This is a genomic window from Xenorhabdus szentirmaii DSM 16338 (assembly GCF_002632585.1).
In the GTDB taxonomy this organism is placed as follows: domain Bacteria; phylum Pseudomonadota; class Gammaproteobacteria; order Enterobacterales; family Enterobacteriaceae; genus Xenorhabdus; species Xenorhabdus szentirmaii.
Map to the genome: position 1 here is coordinate 959,208 of NZ_NIBV01000002.1, position 17,350 is coordinate 976,557.

The 17,350-nt window shown below is 39.6% G+C and carries 16 protein-coding genes, 1 pseudogene and 1 riboswitch; of the genes and pseudogenes, 9 read left to right on the forward strand and 8 right to left on the reverse strand.

Annotated features, from left to right (window positions below; all coding sequences use genetic code 11):
- Nucleotides 1-119: 119 nt before the first annotated feature.
- Nucleotides 120-1,373 (forward strand): NADP-dependent isocitrate dehydrogenase, encoded by a 1,254-nt coding sequence (gene icd / locus Xsze_RS14460; protein ID WP_038236098.1) that lies wholly within the window; start codon nucleotides 120-122, stop codon nucleotides 1,371-1,373.
- 207 nt (nucleotides 1,374-1,580) lie between these two features.
- Here the strand turns inward: icd and Xsze_RS14470 are convergent.
- The 3 genes and pseudogenes from Xsze_RS14470 to ghoS form a co-directional block, all read right to left on the reverse strand.
- A pseudogene (locus tag Xsze_RS14470) lies at nucleotides 1,581-2,165 on the reverse strand (integrase core domain-containing protein); the annotation flags it as partial.
- A gap of 217 nt (nucleotides 2,166-2,382) precedes the next feature.
- On the reverse strand, nucleotides 2,383-3,246 hold the full coding sequence (locus Xsze_RS14475; protein WP_038236100.1) for a tail fiber protein: 864 nt from the start codon (nucleotides 3,244-3,246) through the stop codon (nucleotides 2,383-2,385).
- Between the two features lie 917 nt (nucleotides 3,247-4,163).
- Nucleotides 4,164-4,478 (reverse strand): type V toxin-antitoxin system endoribonuclease antitoxin GhoS, encoded by a 315-nt coding sequence (gene ghoS, locus Xsze_RS14480; RefSeq protein WP_038236102.1) that lies wholly within the window; start codon nucleotides 4,476-4,478, stop codon nucleotides 4,164-4,166.
- 299 nt (nucleotides 4,479-4,777) lie between these two features.
- On the opposite strand from ghoS, the gene Xsze_RS14485 reads away from it, so the two are divergent.
- The 3 genes from Xsze_RS14485 to prfH all read left to right on the forward strand — a co-directional run bounded on the left by Xsze_RS14485 (nucleotide 4,778) and on the right by prfH (nucleotide 7,234).
- Nucleotides 4,778-5,173, forward strand: coding sequence for a putative signal transducing protein (locus Xsze_RS14485; protein ID WP_038236129.1), 396 nt, complete (start codon nucleotides 4,778-4,780; stop codon nucleotides 5,171-5,173).
- A 325-nt stretch (nucleotides 5,174-5,498) separates the two neighbouring features.
- Entirely contained in the window at nucleotides 5,499-6,620 is a 1,122-nt protein-coding gene (locus Xsze_RS14490; protein ID WP_038236104.1) for an RNA ligase RtcB family protein, read from the forward strand.
- Nucleotides 6,617-7,234: a peptide chain release factor H gene (gene prfH / locus Xsze_RS14495; RefSeq protein ID WP_038236106.1), complete on the forward strand. Its 618-nt coding sequence runs from the start codon at nucleotides 6,617-6,619 to the stop codon at nucleotides 7,232-7,234. The genes Xsze_RS14490 and prfH overlap by 4 nt, the downstream gene beginning before the upstream one ends.
- A gap of 83 nt (nucleotides 7,235-7,317) precedes the next feature.
- Here prfH and Xsze_RS14500 read toward each other — a convergent pair whose 3' ends face one another.
- From Xsze_RS14500 to Xsze_RS22225, 3 genes are all read right to left on the reverse strand, one after another.
- Nucleotides 7,318-7,680 carry a hypothetical protein gene (locus Xsze_RS14500; protein ID WP_038236109.1) on the reverse strand — a complete coding sequence of 121 codons (363 nt, stop codon included), beginning with the start codon at nucleotides 7,678-7,680 and terminating at the stop codon, nucleotides 7,318-7,320.
- Between the two features lie 94 nt (nucleotides 7,681-7,774).
- On the reverse strand, nucleotides 7,775-8,254 hold the full coding sequence (locus Xsze_RS14505; protein WP_038236111.1) for a PliI family lysozyme inhibitor of I-type lysozyme: 480 nt from the start codon (nucleotides 8,252-8,254) through the stop codon (nucleotides 7,775-7,777).
- A 254-nt stretch (nucleotides 8,255-8,508) separates the two neighbouring features.
- Nucleotides 8,509-8,700 carry a hypothetical protein gene (locus Xsze_RS22225; protein ID WP_038236113.1) on the reverse strand — a complete coding sequence of 64 codons (192 nt, stop codon included), beginning with the start codon at nucleotides 8,698-8,700 and terminating at the stop codon, nucleotides 8,509-8,511.
- A 786-nt stretch (nucleotides 8,701-9,486) separates the two neighbouring features.
- Between Xsze_RS22225 and Xsze_RS14510 the strand changes: the two genes are divergently transcribed.
- The gene (locus Xsze_RS14510) at nucleotides 9,487-10,926 is read left to right on the forward strand and encodes an alanine/glycine:cation symporter family protein (RefSeq protein ID WP_038236115.1); all 1,440 of its coding nucleotides are present in this window, start codon (nucleotides 9,487-9,489) and stop codon (nucleotides 10,924-10,926) included.
- Between the two features lie 305 nt (nucleotides 10,927-11,231).
- Complete coding sequence (locus Xsze_RS14515) at nucleotides 11,232-12,071, forward strand: N-acetylmuramoyl-L-alanine amidase (RefSeq protein WP_244431769.1); 840 nt, start codon at nucleotides 11,232-11,234, stop codon at nucleotides 12,069-12,071.
- An 87-nt stretch (nucleotides 12,072-12,158) separates the two neighbouring features.
- Here the strand turns inward: Xsze_RS14515 and Xsze_RS14520 are convergent, their stop codons facing one another.
- Complete coding sequence (locus tag Xsze_RS14520; RefSeq protein ID WP_038236119.1) at nucleotides 12,159-12,545, reverse strand: helix-turn-helix domain-containing protein; 387 nt, start codon at nucleotides 12,543-12,545, stop codon at nucleotides 12,159-12,161.
- Nucleotides 12,546-13,153: 608 nt separating this feature from the next.
- On the opposite strand from Xsze_RS14520, the gene Xsze_RS14525 reads away from it, so the two are divergent.
- The 3 genes from Xsze_RS14525 (at nucleotide 13,154) to thiD (ending at nucleotide 16,623) form a co-directional block, all read left to right on the forward strand.
- On the forward strand, nucleotides 13,154-14,527 hold the full coding sequence (locus Xsze_RS14525; RefSeq protein WP_038236121.1) for an amino acid permease: 1,374 nt from the start codon (nucleotides 13,154-13,156) through the stop codon (nucleotides 14,525-14,527).
- Nucleotides 14,528-15,354: 827 nt separating this feature from the next.
- A complete protein-coding gene (cspE, locus tag Xsze_RS14530) occupies nucleotides 15,355-15,564 on the forward strand; it encodes a transcription antiterminator/RNA stability regulator CspE (protein WP_038236123.1) in 210 nt (69 codons plus the stop codon).
- A gap of 124 nt (nucleotides 15,565-15,688) precedes the next feature.
- Nucleotides 15,689-15,781: riboswitch (TPP riboswitch) on the forward strand.
- A gap of 41 nt (nucleotides 15,782-15,822) precedes the next feature.
- Nucleotides 15,823-16,623 (forward strand): bifunctional hydroxymethylpyrimidine kinase/phosphomethylpyrimidine kinase, encoded by an 801-nt coding sequence (thiD, locus tag Xsze_RS14535; protein ID WP_038236132.1) that lies wholly within the window; start codon nucleotides 15,823-15,825, stop codon nucleotides 16,621-16,623.
- A gap of 156 nt (nucleotides 16,624-16,779) precedes the next feature.
- Here the strand turns inward: thiD and Xsze_RS22805 are convergent.
- Nucleotides 16,780-17,350, reverse strand: a 571-nt coding sequence (locus Xsze_RS22805; protein ID WP_244590076.1) for a transposase, incomplete at its 5' end; no start/stop codon positions are given.

Sequence of the window (17,350 nt, forward strand, 5' to 3'; positions counted from 1 at the left end):
AGGGTGCGTATTATACCTTAAATCTGTACCCATTGGCGTTTGCAGAATATTCAAGTAGTATTGACACGTCCCTTACAAAAAATTAACAAGGCATTGCGCTTAGTTGAAAGGAGAGGTTAATGGAAAGCAAAGTAGTTGTTCCGGCGGAAGGTAAAAAGATTACTATTGATGCCAAAGGTAAATTAAATGTTCCGAATAACCCTGTAATCCCTTATATCGAAGGGGATGGCATTGGTGTTGATGTTACGCCGGTCATGCTTAAAGTTGTCGATGCTGCGGTTAAGAAAGCTTATAGCAGCGAGCGCAAAATATCTTGGATGGAAATTTATACAGGCGAAAAATCCACTCATGTTTATGGCAAAGATGTTTGGTTGCCGGATGAAACACTGGATCTTATCCGTGAATACCGTGTTGCCATTAAAGGCCCTCTGACAACACCAGTGGGTGGTGGTATTCGCTCACTGAACGTTGCACTGCGCCAGCAGTTGGATTTGTATGTTTGTCTTCGCCCCGTTCGTTACTACCAAGGTACGCCAAGCCCTGTTAAACAACCTGAACTGACAGATATGGTCATTTTCCGCGAAAATGCTGAAGACATTTATGCAGGTATTGAGTGGAAAGCAGGTTCAGCTGAAGCAGACAAAGTCATTAAATTCTTACAAGACGAAATGGGTGTCAGCAAAATCCGTTTCCCTCAACAATGTGGCATCGGGGTTAAACCTTGCTCTGAAGCAGGGACTAAACGCCTAGTACGTGCCGCTATTGAATATGCCATTGATAATGACCGTGAATCAGTCACTCTGGTTCATAAGGGCAATATCATGAAATTCACCGAAGGGGCTTTCAAAGACTGGGGCTATGAGCTGGCTCGCACCGAGTTTGGCGGAGAGCTGTTGGATGGCGGTCCATGGGTGAAAATCAAGAATCCTAAAAATGGAAAAGACATCATTATCAAGGACGTGATTGCGGATGCCTTCTTGCAACAAATCCTACTGCGCCCGGCAGAATATGATGTTATCGCTTGTATGAATCTAAACGGTGACTACATTTCTGATGCATTGGCAGCTCAAGTTGGCGGCATCGGTATTGCTCCTGGTGCAAACATCGGGGATGAGTGCGCATTGTTTGAAGCAACACATGGTACTGCACCCAAATATGCAGGTCAGGATAAAGTTAACCCAGGTTCAGTCATTCTTTCCGCTGAAATGATGTTGCGCCACATGGGATGGTTCGAAGCCGCAGACCTAATCGTTAAGGGAATGGAAGGTGCCATTGCTGTCAAGACCGTGACCTACGATTTCGAGCGTCTGATGGATGGCGCTAAACTGCTGAAATGCAGCGAGTTCGGTGATGCAATTATCTCTCATATGTAATTGATTGCTTAACTGAATTAATAACGGGGACTTAGGTGTTCCCGTTATTTTAGAAGCTGTAAATACTCTTCTGCAAAACTGGCGTAATTTTGTTCATTATTTCACTGCCAAAATAGCCCAATCTTTGCCTCTGTCATCGTTATATTTATCCGTCATGGACTGGCTTTTATGTCCTAGCAATATTTTCTGTATCGACTCCATATATGGTCAACTAAAGCTGGCTACTGCATTAGAGTTTTCTAACTGTTTACGATATGCCTCCGGTGGGAGGTGATTTAAACTTTCATGGGTTCGGTTCAGGTTATAATCTTGCTGCCAAAACCAAACCATTTCCCGTACTTGACTCAATGAGTTAAATAAATAGACATTTAAAAATTCACGCCGGAACGAGCCATTAAATCGTTCGATAAATCCGTTCTGTTGTGGCTTACCCGGTTGGATATGACATAACTCAATTTGATTATTTTCGCAATCATTCAATAAAATAACGGAAATAAGTTCAGGACCCTTATCCACGCGAATTTGTTTCGGTAATCCTCTGTCCACCTTTAAACGTTCAAGCACTCTTATGACCCGTTCGGCAGGGAGTGGGGTATTGACTTCAATCGCAAGGCACTCATGTGTACTTTCATCAATAATATTTAATGTTCTAAATCGCTTACCGCAATATAAACTGTCGTGCATAAAGTCCAACGCCCATTGAATATTGGGGGTTTTCTCGACCGTTAATGACCTTTTTTCGCGCACAGGAAGAATTTTTTTGACTCGCCGTTTAAGATTTAACCCGATTCTGACGACAGATATCGTCCCCTTTCATACCTGAATCAGTGAGTTTTAAGATATTGACGACTTGAGTTTCAGTAAAATGGACTTTTTTCATATTGACCTCTGCAAGTTGTTAGGCAGAAAATCTAATTATAGCTGTCTCATTTTAAGGGAAATGGACAATATCAAATTCAACCCGCAACTTTCGGCGGGTTGAAATTATTTATATTGCATTAGCTTAGGATTAAGCTGCTTTTACTATGTAATTGAATGCAACGTTGCGGGGACGGGTTTCTGTTCCTGTTGAGTCAGCAATCGTATTATCCATATAACCATAACCACCAGAACCCATTCCTATAGCAATGCCTAATCCGCGAGGATCAGCTCCGTAGTTAACGTTTTGCTGGACACTATTGAAAATGCGATTCCCTGTACCTAAATTCTCGGCTGTAGCCGTTGAGCTGGCCCACATTCGTTGAAGTCTGTGACTATGTGGAGCAATATCTGCCAATTGATTAGAAAGTAGATGTCGACCAACGTCCACTCCACGGCCATTATCCCAACCGCGAATAAATTCCCCTCTCAAATCAGGTAGCTGTCCAGAGGGATAGGCGAGAGCAAGTTTCGGATATCTTGCTTTATCAAATGAGTCACCATTACATATCAGCCAGCCTTCTGGTGGGGTTTCCGTTGGCCAAGGGACGGGTACACCAACAGGCAAGGATAATCCTTCCATCATTGTCTCTAATCCAAGGTTTTTAATAAATTCTTCCTTGTTAGGTATGTCTGCTCCGTTCTGGTCTTTAGCCAACCGTGTATTAGCATTATTGTTTGCATTGTCAGCCTTTTGGTCTGCGGTCTTTGCTAGATCAGATACTGTTTTAACTGCCTTAGAAGTTGCCGCAGTTATTTCGCTATCACTGTTAATATCGTTGCTTAGAGTAACAAACCCTCTATCGGTCAGTGTTGCATAGGGATGATCCCGGCTTTGGGCATGCTCTACAATTTTCGCATCGACAATTTCTTTCACATACTTTTGGCTAGGTACTATGAATAAATTACAGTCTTCAGGACATGGTGTATCCGGATTATTATCTTGTGTACTCATATTTACTTCCTCATTTAATCAACAATATGTATTACTAAGTAACATAAAGGCGAGATACTTCTCCGCCAGTGAACATCAATAAAAAAGTTCAACAAAACTAGAGAGTGTTTTTTGAGTTAATGTGGCACAGAATGGCTGATAGGACATCAATAAAATCCATGCCTATTGGTGATAAAATTTGTCAAAAACGTTTCCTCTTCGTCTTTTAACTAATTGATTTAATTTTATTTATTCTCAATAAAGGAAATGGGCAAGATCAACAGGTTACGTTAAAGGGGAGAATTGCCCTCTTTAACTCTTTGATAATATCCCATCCTCCAATGGTGGGTAGGATGTCATAACATAAGTAGATACGGGATTATCCATATGTAAAAGGGTAGGCATTCTGATTTCAAATCGGAAAATTTTTCTGAACGATTGTTGTGTATGTCAAAGCGAATAAATTTGGCGAGCTTCTATTGATGGATTGTGGGGAGTATGTATGGAGGAGCATCAACTATATATTTTACTTAGGTTTTATTTTTGGATAATCCTTTCCTTATTTCTGTTTGTGCTTATTTCTTGTTGGATATACTCCACCCTTATAGTCTTTAAAAAAGACATTATAATAATAAAAAGAATTTTATACGCGATATTAGCACTAATTTTGAAAGTATCATATTGCGCCACTTGGCATAATTCGAAATCGCAAACTTAATCGTTAAGGTAATGGAAGGTACGATCGCTGCCAAGATCATGAGCTACGATTTTTAACGCTTGATGGATGACGCTAATTTTCTGAAATACAGTAAGTTCGGTGATGCAACCATTTTTTATATGGAATAGTTATTTAAAAGCAAAGTGATAATCTTAGTACTAATAAGCTGGTTTCCAAATGATTTAAACAGAAAACCAGCTTTTTCATAAATGAATATAGATTAAGATTCAGATTCAGCAGTTAATGAAGATACAGAAGCAGAATAAAGGAAAGCTGCCCAGTCACTGTAACGGCAAACAAATATAGAAACCGGTTTTGATGATAATGGGCTGGCTAACCTTTTTACTTTATCTCTGATTTCTGCTGCGGAATTTGATGAAATACCTGCATAAGTGCCGGTAGGTAATGCCATTAATTGTCCGTTGTCATATCTAACGGTTTTTCTAAAATCAATTATCGACATAGATTCATTCAGATAATTATAATCTTTGGGATGTGCATCAAAAAGCTCAACGCGAACGAGATAAGTAAACATAGATAACACCTCTTCTTTTTAAAAAATAATTAATCTGTTTTCGGGTGATAAAAAATTAGTGTGACATCCCGGTTTGCTTTTCGGAATGTGATGATGAAGTTATCAGGGATTAAAAGTGTTGTACTATATTAATAAATCACAGATCTTTGATGAAATAGCCCCCTGAATTAAAAGTAATGGGCTCTTATAAATTTAGGGAGATGGCTGCTCTTCTGTGTTTATGAACAAATAAATCTGGATGAGATTTAATCTATAAATTATCATTATTGATAATGTCATCTCTGATTTATGGTGTAATTATGTGGAATAGTGATCCTGAAAGAGGGAATATGCAATTATTGGCAAACTTCCTGTCTCCGATAGATGCCCATATTATTTTAGGCAGGATGTTATCGGAAGGTATATATGCCGTCGTTATCGATGAAGGGATTGTATGGAATAACTACATGTATTCTCAGGCATTTGGCGGAGTTAAGCTCCTTGTCCATTGTGTTGATGTAAAGCGTGCGCGTGCGATACTCAGCCAAATTGAAGATAATGGTTTTTTATTAGATATAGCAGAAAATTGTTCAGAAAAAACAAAATCATTTACATCACGATATCGTTCTCATGTATTAATTAATACTTTCTTAGTTATTTTATTGTTTTTAATGACAGGGATTGCATTACCATTAAAATATGATTTTTACTCTTAATTGCAATTAGATTACATAATACATTAAATAATAATTAATAGAAATAATATCATTGTTTATTAATTTGTTTTGACTCATTTAATTTTTTAAAAATTGAATAAAATACTGGTCATAAGCATAAAGTTTAAAGTATGATGCAGCACCTGCAAAATGCAGCTATTCATAAAATCACACCCACGACTGAAAAGGAGGAAATCATGACGACATTAAATATCACTCTTTTCAGGCCAGCCCATAGCTAATTACTAAATCAAATTTTTCAGTATTGCTTGGCTAGGAAGGCCTGTCCATACCTTTATTTTTTTATTGATCATAAGGTTGATATATGGGCAATACTTTGCATTCAACTGCATCTAATGTGCAGGTTATCGCAACAGAAAATACCTGGCTGGAAGGTAAGGCTATCCAGCAACTTGAAATAACCGCTCAACTTCCTGACATGGTACGCGTTGTCGGGCTACCGGATCTTCATCCCGGCAGAGGGTATCCGGTTGGAGCCGCATTTTTCTCAAAGTCACGATTTTATCCGGCACTTATCGGCAATGATATTGGCTGCGGGATGGCGTTGTGGCGAACTGATATTATGTTGAATAAGTGGTCATTGGATAAGCTGGAAAAACGACTTGGTTCTATTGACAAACCTCTGACACCAGAGGAATTACCGGATGATATACCCCAGCATTTTTGTTATTCACCGGGAACAATAGGAGGCGGCAACCATTTTGCTGAATTACAGCAATTGGATGAGGTCTATCAACCAGAACTGCTTGAAATGTGGCAATTGAGCAAACAACAACTGTTGTTATTGGTTCACAGCGGTTCGAGGGGCATGGGGCAGATGATTTTAGAACAACATGTCCGTGAACATGGTCATGGAGGATTGGTTGCATCTAGCCCAGAGGCTCTCAATTACCTTGAGCAGCACCAACAAGCTTTGGATTATGCGTATGCCAATCGGCGGTTAATCGCAAAAAGAATGCTGAAACGCTGGCGTGCCAGTGGAGAACGATTGCTTGATGTTTCACATAATTTACTGACACCCTGTACCATTAATGGAACCGATGGTTGGCTGCACCGAAAGGGAGCAACACCATCAGATCAAGGAATGGTAATTATTCCCGGATCACGGGGAGATTACAGTTACTTAGTACAACCTTTGGCGAGTGAATTCAGCTTATTTTCTCTTGCTCATGGAGCAGGAAGGAAATGGATGCGAGGCGAATGTAAAGAGCGTCTGGACCGTCGTTACAATGCCGTACAGTTATCTCGCACAGCTTTAGGGAGCCGGGTCATTTGTCTGGATAAACAGCTGATTTATCAAGAATCTCCAGAAGCTTATAAGCCTATCAGCAGTATGATGGATGCAATGCTGGAGGCTGGCTTGGTGAAATTGGTCGCTCGCCTTAAACCTGTTTTGACCTATAAGACGCGGGGAGGCAACGAATGATATTGTTGCAGATCTCTTCGGCTCAAGGGCCAGATGAATGTATGTTAGCGGTAAGCAAAGCGTTAGAACGGTTTATTCAAGAAGCTGACGAATTGAATGTGAACAGTGATATTTTGGAAGAAGAGCGAGGACCGCGTTCTGGTACTTTACGTTCTGTGCTAATCGCCATTCAAGGAGGAAATGAACAACAATTGCTGGAGCGCTGGAACGGCACAATTAAGTGGGTTTGTGATAGTCCATGGCGAAAAGGCGGTAGCCGCAAAAACTGGTTTATTGGCGTAACAACATTTGCGCCCATACCCAAAGTGGCTGAGAGCGAAATTCGATTTGAGACATTAAAAGCCTCCGGCCCCGGTGGTCAACATGTCAATAAAACAGAATCTGCCGTTCGGGCAGTGCATGTTGCGAGCGGGATCAGCATCAAAGTGCAATCAGAACGAAGCCAGCATGCAAATCGTCGGCTTGCATGCATGCTGTTGGAGCATCGTCTTCAGCAAGTTCAAAATATGAATCAGGCCCAAATTAAATCTGAGCGTCGTTCATGTCATCATCAGATTGAAAGAGGAAATGCGGTGCGCACATTTATCGGGATGAAATTTATTCCGCAGGCTTGATGTGTATTAGTTCAGACTAGATCTGACCATTTGAATAAAGTAGAGCGATGATGTGAGTCAGTCGCTCTACAAAAATTCAGACATTATTGAGTTAAGGCATGTTTCGTTTGCTCTTTGCATGTCTTAACTGATTTCTCCAGTGATTCGTCAAAATGATGGACACTTGGGAATACCTGCTTATTTTTTCTGACTTCAGTAACGGTCTGTTTAACAGACGTAATAAATTCATCCTTGTTACTATGGATTTCTTTCAGATCGAATCCCTTACTGCTTAACTCACCAAGTGCTTTTTGGGCTATGGCGTCAGGAGATGCATTAGTTTTGAACGCTTCGACAGAAGCTTTTCCGAATAATTCACAATAGGTTTCTGCTGTTTTATTGATATTGGTATGTGCGGCATAAGAAAAGGCTGGGACAAGGAAAAGTGGCAGTAAAATACGTTTCATAATTTCCTCTCAATAGGCTATACCATGATAATGGGACAACATTAACAATAGTACATAATTTGTTATTTGTGCCGAAATCCTGTTGAGGGGCAGACTATTCGCTTTGCTCTGGGCATTGGTTTCGTTTGCACAGTGCCCGTAGCGACTGTATAGGGTCGTTTCTGCCATTGATATAGATACGAGTGAGAAGTTTGATATGCTGATCTGTAATTTCCAGCGCATCTACCTCAAGGTGATTAGTATTTCCTACTGAAAGTTTCGAAACAATTAATTCTTCAGAGCCATCACCATTAATGTCTGCAAATGTAATTCTAGGTTTATTGTTATAGTCAAATACTAAACCTTCACGGGATAAAACCGTACCGGTTTCAAAATCTGAGAGGTTCTTATCCTTGAAAATAGCGATGGAATAGCTACCCATTGATTCGCTTTCAAGATCACCGACAGACATAACAGCAAATCGTTTATCAGGTAAATAAATCAATGCGTCATCACTTGCGGTGGCAGGTGTTAATAACAAAGGAGTGATTAGCGAAGGAATGATGATCTTTTTTATAATCTTACCTATACACATAATTAATACTCCATTGTTTATCATCTTAACTATAGAATTATGGAATGAGATGTATATCGTAGCACGAAATTTGGTAGTTTATATTTTGCAGAAAGATTTGATTGATAGCTGACCTGATTCTCGTGGGAGCAACATTTATTTTCGGCAAAAATAATTAATTTATCTTATTGTTTTTATGGGGAGAAAAGAAAGCAAAAGAATGAACGGGAGTGGTGACTCCCGCTACTTTATTAATTCCGGTATATATTTAAGAACTAAGTGCTATTTTTTTCTATTTCTTGGACAATCTTATTGTATTCTTTCCAGACAACGGATACCGGTGAACTTAAACAGCAAATGGAAATTGAACCGCCGGTTGCTGGATGATATTCATACTTTGATTTCCCACGGTAAACGCGCTTAGGAAGTATATTGTCTGCCGGATTTTTTCTTTTTCGCTCTAACATCAATTATAACCTCACTTGCAGATTATCTGATAGTCAGACAGTAAAGGCGCTAACACTTTACTAACCTATTTTTGTTGTTTCATAACGGAAAAATAACAATCGAAAATTTTAATATGGGATGGTGGCTTTTTCCAACTATCACTGTATTAAAATTTAATAATCTCATTTGAAGAAAGATATTGCTATATGTTTTTGTAAATATTGGAAACTTCAAAATTAAATATTGAGTTCGTTTTGTGGACTAACTCAATGACGTTATCATAACTTCGCATTGTAACGAAAAATGCGTAACGAAAAGTACAGATTGGATTGACGTGGTTAGTTTTGCAGAAGATAAGCATATTAACGTTTAATTAACATAGCCGTTTTGTATCGTTATGTTCAGTGTTGTTTTGCCTTGGTTGTGTTTTAGTTGTTAATTGGTTTTTAATTTTGAATGAAGTTGTTAATTTATTTGTTTGATTTTCTTATGAATAGAAAACAAAATGACCGGTGTTTCCTTATTAATAAATGCCACTGTAAAGCCTCAAATAAAGAATTAACCTATGATGTAAACAAAAACAAATGTTCAGTAATGCTAAAGTAAATGTAAAAATTTCATTAAAAGTTACCCATTGAAATAAATATTGTGTTACATTCTTTGGGTTTTAGTGGCTAGTATCTCTGTGTTTTTGATATGCAGAATTGTGTTATTTGTTAATTATAAAGGAAATTAAGCACAATAATATTTCACCGGATACAGCGTATGGTCAGCTAATGTTTGCTAATTAGTAAGGGGAAAATATCTTGACGGACCTGATTAATTCTATTAACAACTTCCTTTGGGACTACATACTGATATACTTGCTCCTTGGTATTGGCCTTTATTTCACATTGCGTTCTGGTCTTATACAGCTTCGTCATTTTGGTCATATGTTTTCAGTTCTGAAAAACAGTAATAAATCAGATGATTCTGGTATTTCATCTTTTCAGGCTTTATGTACCAGCCTTGCAGCTCGTGTAGGAACCGGTAACTTAGCAGGGGTTGCCATTGCATTGACTGCGGGTGGGCCAGGAGCTATTTTCTGGATGTGGGTAGTGGCGTTTATTGGTATGGCAACTTCCTTTGTGGAAAGCACGCTTGCCCAGTTGTACAAGACGAAGGACGATCAAGGAAATTATCGCGGCGGCCCTGCCTACTATATGGAAAAAGGGTTGAAAAAGCGGTGGATGGGGATATTGTTTTCCTTCTTCCTTATTATCGCGTTTGGTCTTGTATTCAATGCCGTTCAGGCAAACTCAATTGCGACAGCGGCCGATGTTGCCTTTCAAATTAAACCACTTTATGTTGGCATTGCATTAGTCATTATTAGTGGCACGATTATTTTCGGCGGTTTGCGCTCTATTGCCCGAGTTGCTGAATTGGTTGTACCGTTTATGGCATGTGCCTATTTGATATTGGCATTTTGGGTTGTTGGTCACAATATTGAACGTATACCTGAAGTGTTCGCATTAATTATTAAAAGTGCCTTCGGTCTTCAGGAAGCAATAGCGGGAACGGTGGGTTATGGTATTGCTCAGGCAATGACCCAAGGTGTTCAACGCGGGCTGTTTTCGAATGAAGCAGGTATGGGCTCTGCTCCCAATGCTGCGGCGTCAGCTTCACCTTATCCTCCACATCCTGCCTCTCAAGGGTATGTGCAGATGTTGGGGGTATTCATGGATACCATCGTTATTTGTAGTGCAACCGCGATTATTATCTTATCTTCCGGTATTCTCGATGGAAACGTGGCAAACGTCAGCGGAATCGAATTGACTCAGCTTGCGTTGTCATCGGCGGTTGGGCATTGGGGATCGACTTTCATTGCGATTGCTATCTTCTTCTTTGCCTTTACATCTATCATTGCCAATTATGCTTACGCTGAAAGTAATATGATATTCCTTGAGCGTAACCACACAGCAGGTTTATTTATCCTGCGTTTGGCAACTTTGGGGATGGTAATGTTCGGTACATTGGCAGAAGTACCTTTGGTCTGGAATATGGCGAATGTATCAATGGCATGTATGGCTATTGTTAACTTGATTGCCATACTGCTATTGTCAGGCATCGCAATGAAATTGGCGAAAGACTATAACCAGCAGAGAAGATCAGGGCAGTTGCCAACCTTTAATATCAAGGATTACCCAGAAATTCAGCAGCAAGTTGAGAAAGGCATCTGGGATAATGATACTTTGGGTAACAAATAAACAGTAACCTTCCAAGTATTGAAGATGAAAGGTTTAATCCAACAGATTTTAAATTGTTATGCCGCCAACAAGGGCAACAATGTAAAAGACAATTGGAGACATGAGTAACAAAACGTTACTCCTATAATGCAAGGCTATTAGCCGGACATTCGACTATCCTTTGAATGTTCGGCTTTTATTTGTTCTCTAGAACATGCCTGAAAATAAAAAAACATCACATCTATTTTAGATTCATCTAAAATATATTCATTTGGATATAATCATTTAAATGTTATCTTTTTCATTTGTATAGTTGGCCGGATATGATAAAGCGATTAATGGTATGTGTGTTCATTACCCTGTTGATCGGATGTTCTTATTCTCCTGAGCGGGAAGACAGAGGGAGATATATTGCCGATCATTCCCATCGTTATTCGACCAATCAGAATATTGATTCGGTTAGATTTCTTGTTTTGCATTATACGGCGCTGAATGACCAAAGATCGTTACGGGCATTAACCGGCGGGAAAGTCAGTGCCCATTACCTCATTCCCTCTCAGCCAAAATATAAGAACCAAGAACCTATTATTTTTCAGCTGGTTCCAGAAAGCCAAAGGGCTTGGCATGCGGGTAAGAGTGAATGGAATGGATACCAAAACCTCAACCATGGCTCTATTGGCATTGAAATTGTTAATTGCGGTTTTAAGCGGCAGTTTATTAAGACAGAGTGGTGTTTATATCATCCATCGCAAATTGATGCGGTTATTCGGCTAGCAAAAGATATTATCCAGCGATATCAAATTAAAGCGGTTAACATTGTGGGTCACAGTGATATCGCACCCCTTAGAAAACAAGATCCGGGTCCTGTTTTTCCTTGGCAATTACTTTATGAACAAGGAATAGGTGCTTGGCCTGATGATGTAACTGTGAACAGGCATTTGGCCGGGAGAGCGCCGGATATGCCTGCAACGGTGGCTTCAATACAGAAGGTGTTGTCTCTGTATGGTTATAATATTCCTCAGACAGGTTTATTGGATAATGCGACACGTCAAACCATTCAGGCATTTCAGATGCATTTTCGCCCATCAAATATTAGTGGTATGCCTGATGCGGAAACAGAAGCGATAGCTTTAGCTTTACTCGAAAAGTACCAGAATGTGCAATGACAGAATGGGGAAAAGTTGTTGCTCATGAAGAAACATTAAAGATGACAGGGACAGCGGCTGATATGGATAGCCGCTGATGGAATTTGCTTATGATCCGCAGTTATAAGTGAGATGTAACGGGCATTTTATTTCAAGTTCTATATCTGTATTCTGGCGGAAATCATAAGGTGTAATGCCATATTTTTTACGGAACATATAGGTAAAATGAGACTGAGAGCCGAAGCCAAAATCTAAAGCAATATCGAAAATAGGCAATGAGCTATTCCTCAGTAGAGAAACGGCACCAGCCAAACGGCGTTGACGGATATACTTCCCAAGTGATATTCCTGTCACTTCCTTGAATATTTTCTGCATGTGCCAAAGCGAATAGCCAGAATAAGCAGCAAGCTCTTCAAGATGAATGACACGGCCAAGATGGTTTTCTATCCATTTGCTCAGTGCGCATACAAGCGCTAAGTGGTTATCTTGTGGCATTGCAATCTTAAATTGGTTAAAGGTTGGGGGAGTATACACAACTTCTTTTCAAGATGACAAAAACCATTATTATAGGGCCCTGTAGTGATTAAACAAAAAGCAGGCCAGGCATTATATAAAAAACCATTTTAGTATTTGATTGTGATAGTAATCACAATAATATTATCATGTCAGATCTAGTTTAACATGAAAAGAATGATCTTAACTTGGCTCTGATATTCGGATGCCTATTTTTATTTTTGGTTGTTAAATGCACACATCAGTTTGGGTAATGAAGGTTTAGAATTCGGTATATGTTCTCTTGCTCGATACCTGCCTTTTTGATGCTGGCCTCAATCATAATCTTGTCTGTATGTGTGTTACGATACATCCCCAGTATTCATTCTTTGAAAATGGTGTTTTAATGCTATCTGATGAGAATTGGCAAAGTCATTATCGCCTTAAATCAGGAGATAACTTAATCACTACAGAAGGTGGTGCATTTTGTGCTCGACAAACTTTATAGAAATTGGGAGAGTGAGAAAAATTTTTGCTCTGCTCAGATTCAAAACAACAAATAAAACAGCTCTTGGTGAGACGAGTTCTTAGCATCGTAAAAAGAGGACTAAATGGCAGGACAACAGGAACAACAATCTACGCTTAAGCGTGGCTTAAAGAACAGGCATATCCAGATTATCGCTCTCGGTGGCGCAGTAGGGACAGGGTTATTTTTGACTATCGCACAAACGATAAAAATGGCAGGCCCTTCAGTTATTCTCGGGTATGCTATTGGTGGTTTTATAGCATTCTTGATTATGCGCCAATTGGGCGAAATGGTTGTTGAAGAGCCTGTAGCGGGGTCGTTTAGCCACTTTGCCTATAAATATTGGGGAGACTTTGCCGGTTTTCTGTCGGGTTGGAATTATTGGGCAATGTTCATTCTGGTCGGCATGTCTGAGTTGACCGCTGTCGGTATTTATATTCAACACTGGTGGCCGGATTTACCGACATGGATCCCTGCGGCAATCTTTTTTGTGTTGATCAACCTCATTAACTTGGTCAATGTCCGGTTATATGGTGAAACCGAATTTTGGTTTTCTATCATTAAAGTTATTGCAATTATTGGCATGATTATTTTTGGTGGATATTTGCTGATTAGCGGCAATGGTGGCCCGCAAGCAAGTGTTACCAATTTATGGCAACAGGGCGGATTCATCCCGAACGGGCTTACCGGTCTGATTATGGCAATGGCATGGATTATGTTTTCGTTCGGTGGATTGGAAACGGTAGGGATTGCCGCCGCAGAAGCGGAAAATCCTGAAAAAAATATTCCTAAAGCGACTAACCAAGTTGTTTATCGAATCTTGCTGTTTTATGTTGGCTCACTGGCTATCCTGCTTTCGCTTTATCCATGGGACAAGGTGGTAGAAGATGCCAGCCCATTTGTGCTGATTTTCTATAACTTGAATAGCTTCTGGGTAGCGAACATCCTGAATGTTGTTGTATTGACTGCGGCGTTGTCTGTCTATAACAGCGGAGTATATTGCAATAGCCGAATGCTATATGGTTTGGCTAAACAAGGTAATGCGCCTAAGGCTCTGACGAAAGTGAATAAGCGTAGCGTACCTGTTTTATCTATTGCTCTGTCGGCATTAGTGACATCAATTGGCGTATTGATTAATTATGTCATGCCGAAAGAAGCATTCCATTTGTTGATGTCTCTGGTTGTGACGACTCTGGTCATTAATTGGATTATGATTTGTTTAGCTCACTTAAAATTTCGCACAGCTAAAAATAAAGAGAACATCACAACGAAGTTCCGGGCGTTATGGCATCCATTCGGAAACTATTTATGTCTGGCATTTTTAGTGTTCATTTTGGTCATTATCTTGTTGACGCCATCAATCCGTATCTCAGTTATCCTGATGCCATTCTGGATTGGTATATTATGGATCGGTTATTTAATTGCGAAATCAAATAAGACAAAGGAAAAAGTAGGTTAAGCCTTAAATTTCTGTATCTTTTTTAGCCGGGCCAATGCCCGGCTGATTATTATCAGCAATCACTCTTATATATATTTAGTGCTTTGAGAAATTTCATTATACCTTTCTATTTTTTCTTTATCTTAACTAAAGCGTTTTGTCTTGTAATGACAGATAAACGAACAATCTTATCTGAAGGATAAGTATTGATAACTTTTCTCAGACTTGTTTCTTTGTATCCAGACTTGTTGATAAAATATGCGACACGGATAAATTAAATGTCATTAATATAATTTTGGTACGTTCATTTTATTGCGAGGGAAAGAGTTATAGGGTTTTTATATAAAATCAGCCTTGGAAGGATGCAATAAAGATTAACAATATTTAATAAGCGCTAAACAAAAAGTAAGATAATTATATTTGGAATGACAGTATTTTCAATGTAATGGGAGGGTATCAAAATTGATTATAATGTTATAGTTATCTAAAATGGATTTTGAATAATTATAACTCTCTGTATCATCTCTTGATAGGTGTAAAAAACAGAATTATATATTAATATTATTAAAGATCTTTCTTTGGTCGGGTTTTTCTTTTTTTATTAATTCATAGAGTTATGTTGATTAAAAATAATTTAGTGATTTTAAATTGGAATTGATAATAAGAAATTCAAATATGTGCGTTAGCTCCAGCACCTGAAAAAAATGGCTTGCGATTATATAAAGAGTATGTAATAAAACACATGGGTGAACGAAGTAGTGTTCTGTTAATAAAATAACAGCAACGAATACGAGTTTTTTATTTTTGTGCCAATCGGCGAATTAAGTGATTCAAAGGAAATTTTTGAAATGGCAAAAATCACTGGAACTGTGAAGTGGTTCAACGAGTCTAAAGGTTTTGGTTTTATTACTCCAAATGATGGTAGTAAAGATGTCTTTGTACATTTTTCTGCAATTATGAAAGACGGTTTTAAAACATTATCCGAAGGCCAGCAGGTTGAGTTTGATATTCAGGATGGTCCTAAAGGTCCTGCTGCTGCAAATGTTACATCTGCGTAGTAATAAATTTATTTTAGCCAGTATATGATTACTGGCTAAATATAATTATCGTTATTTTTGTTTTTTGGTGTAACGATAATATATTGAAAATATCACTCTATTGGGATACTAATAGAGTGATTTTTATTTTGACACGGGGCGTTTTTGATTGAACTGAGAAGTACCCGTATTACCTGATCTGGATAATGCCAGCGTAGGGATGTCAGGGTATCTCCTATTTTGATATCTGCTTTTCTTTGGCTGGTTATAGGAGTTGCTATTGTGAGAATTAACGCATTGACTATTGCAGGAACCGATCCTAGTGGTGGGGCCGGAATTCAGGCAGATTTAAAAACTTTCTCTGCTCTTGGGGCTTATGGTACATCCGTTATAACTGCGTTGGTTGCCCAAAATACAATGGGTGTACAATCCATTTATGATCTTTCTCCTTCTTTTATTTCTGCTCAATTAGAGTCTGTGCTTTCAGATGTCAGAATAGACAGTGCCAAAATTGGTATGTTATCGAATGTTGACAACGTCACTGCCGTAGTAGAATCATTGCTCAGCTATCCTGTTCCTCATATCGTATTAGACACAGTTATGGTGGCAAAGAGTGGCGACTTTTTGTTATCACCTGAAGCGATTTCAACAATGATGGACAAACTACTGCCGATTGTTTCTTTGGTTACACCAAATTTGCCGGAAGCGGCTGCCATGCTGAAATGTTCTCCCGCTAAAACTGAACATGAGATGTTACAGCAAGGGCGCGAACTGCTTTCAACCGGATGTCAGGCAGTGTTATTAAAAGGTGGGCATCTGAACGATGAGGAAAGTCCTGACTGGCTATTTACTCTTGAGGGAGAGTGGCGTTTTAGTACGCCCAGAATAAAGACACGAAATACTCACGGGACAGGCTGTACCTTATCTGCTGCGCTTGCGGCATTGCGGCCCCGTTATCCTGATTGGCGAAGTACTTTGCCAGCCGCAAAAAAATATCTGCAAAATGCACTTGAGCAGGCCGATACGCTCGAAGTAGGGCGGGGGATTGGGCCTGTACACCATTTCCATCAATGGTGGTGAATGATCAAGAAAAGGGGTTGAAAGCAATAAAATAAATAGAATAGTGGGGATATTATTATCCCCACTATTCAGACTGCTGACAAACCGCGTTGAAACCATACCATTGCCGTCTCCATTATCAACCCTCCTCTTCGTTTTTTTTCTGATTCATGCCCGTTATTCCCCTTTTCCAGAACGTGATGGGATGGTTGATCGACTACATTCACGGCTGAACCCCAGATAAAACCAACAAAGCGTGGCCACCAGTAACGCTATCTTCTTGATATTTTGCGCGGTGGCCGCCAATAGGCACTGTATCTGCACTTTCAGCAACCCGCGAAAATGGGCGTAACGATGCCCGTGATGCTGTTTGGCATCCGCAAAACTGCGCTCTATCGTTTCTTTTCGTCGCTTATGCATTTTTTTGCCCCACGGCGTTAACCGAATGTATTGAGCCTTTTCTTTGCTCGTTTCCCAGAGGTGCCGCGTGATGGTTTTTCCCTTTTTAGCCCGTGTACAAGCCGACCGCTGTGGACAGTTCTGGCAAATGCCGGCGGCTGTTTGGTAATGGCGGTATCCCTGGCGGTCGGTGGTGGTATAAATCAGCTTTTCGCCCTGCGGGCAGGTATAGCAATCGTGTTGCGAGTCATAAATAAACTGTTTCTTTTGGAACGTATTAGGGCCTTTGTTTGGGCGACGATAGCTGATGACCGGGGTGAGCCCCAGTTGCAGGGTCAGGTGGCAAACG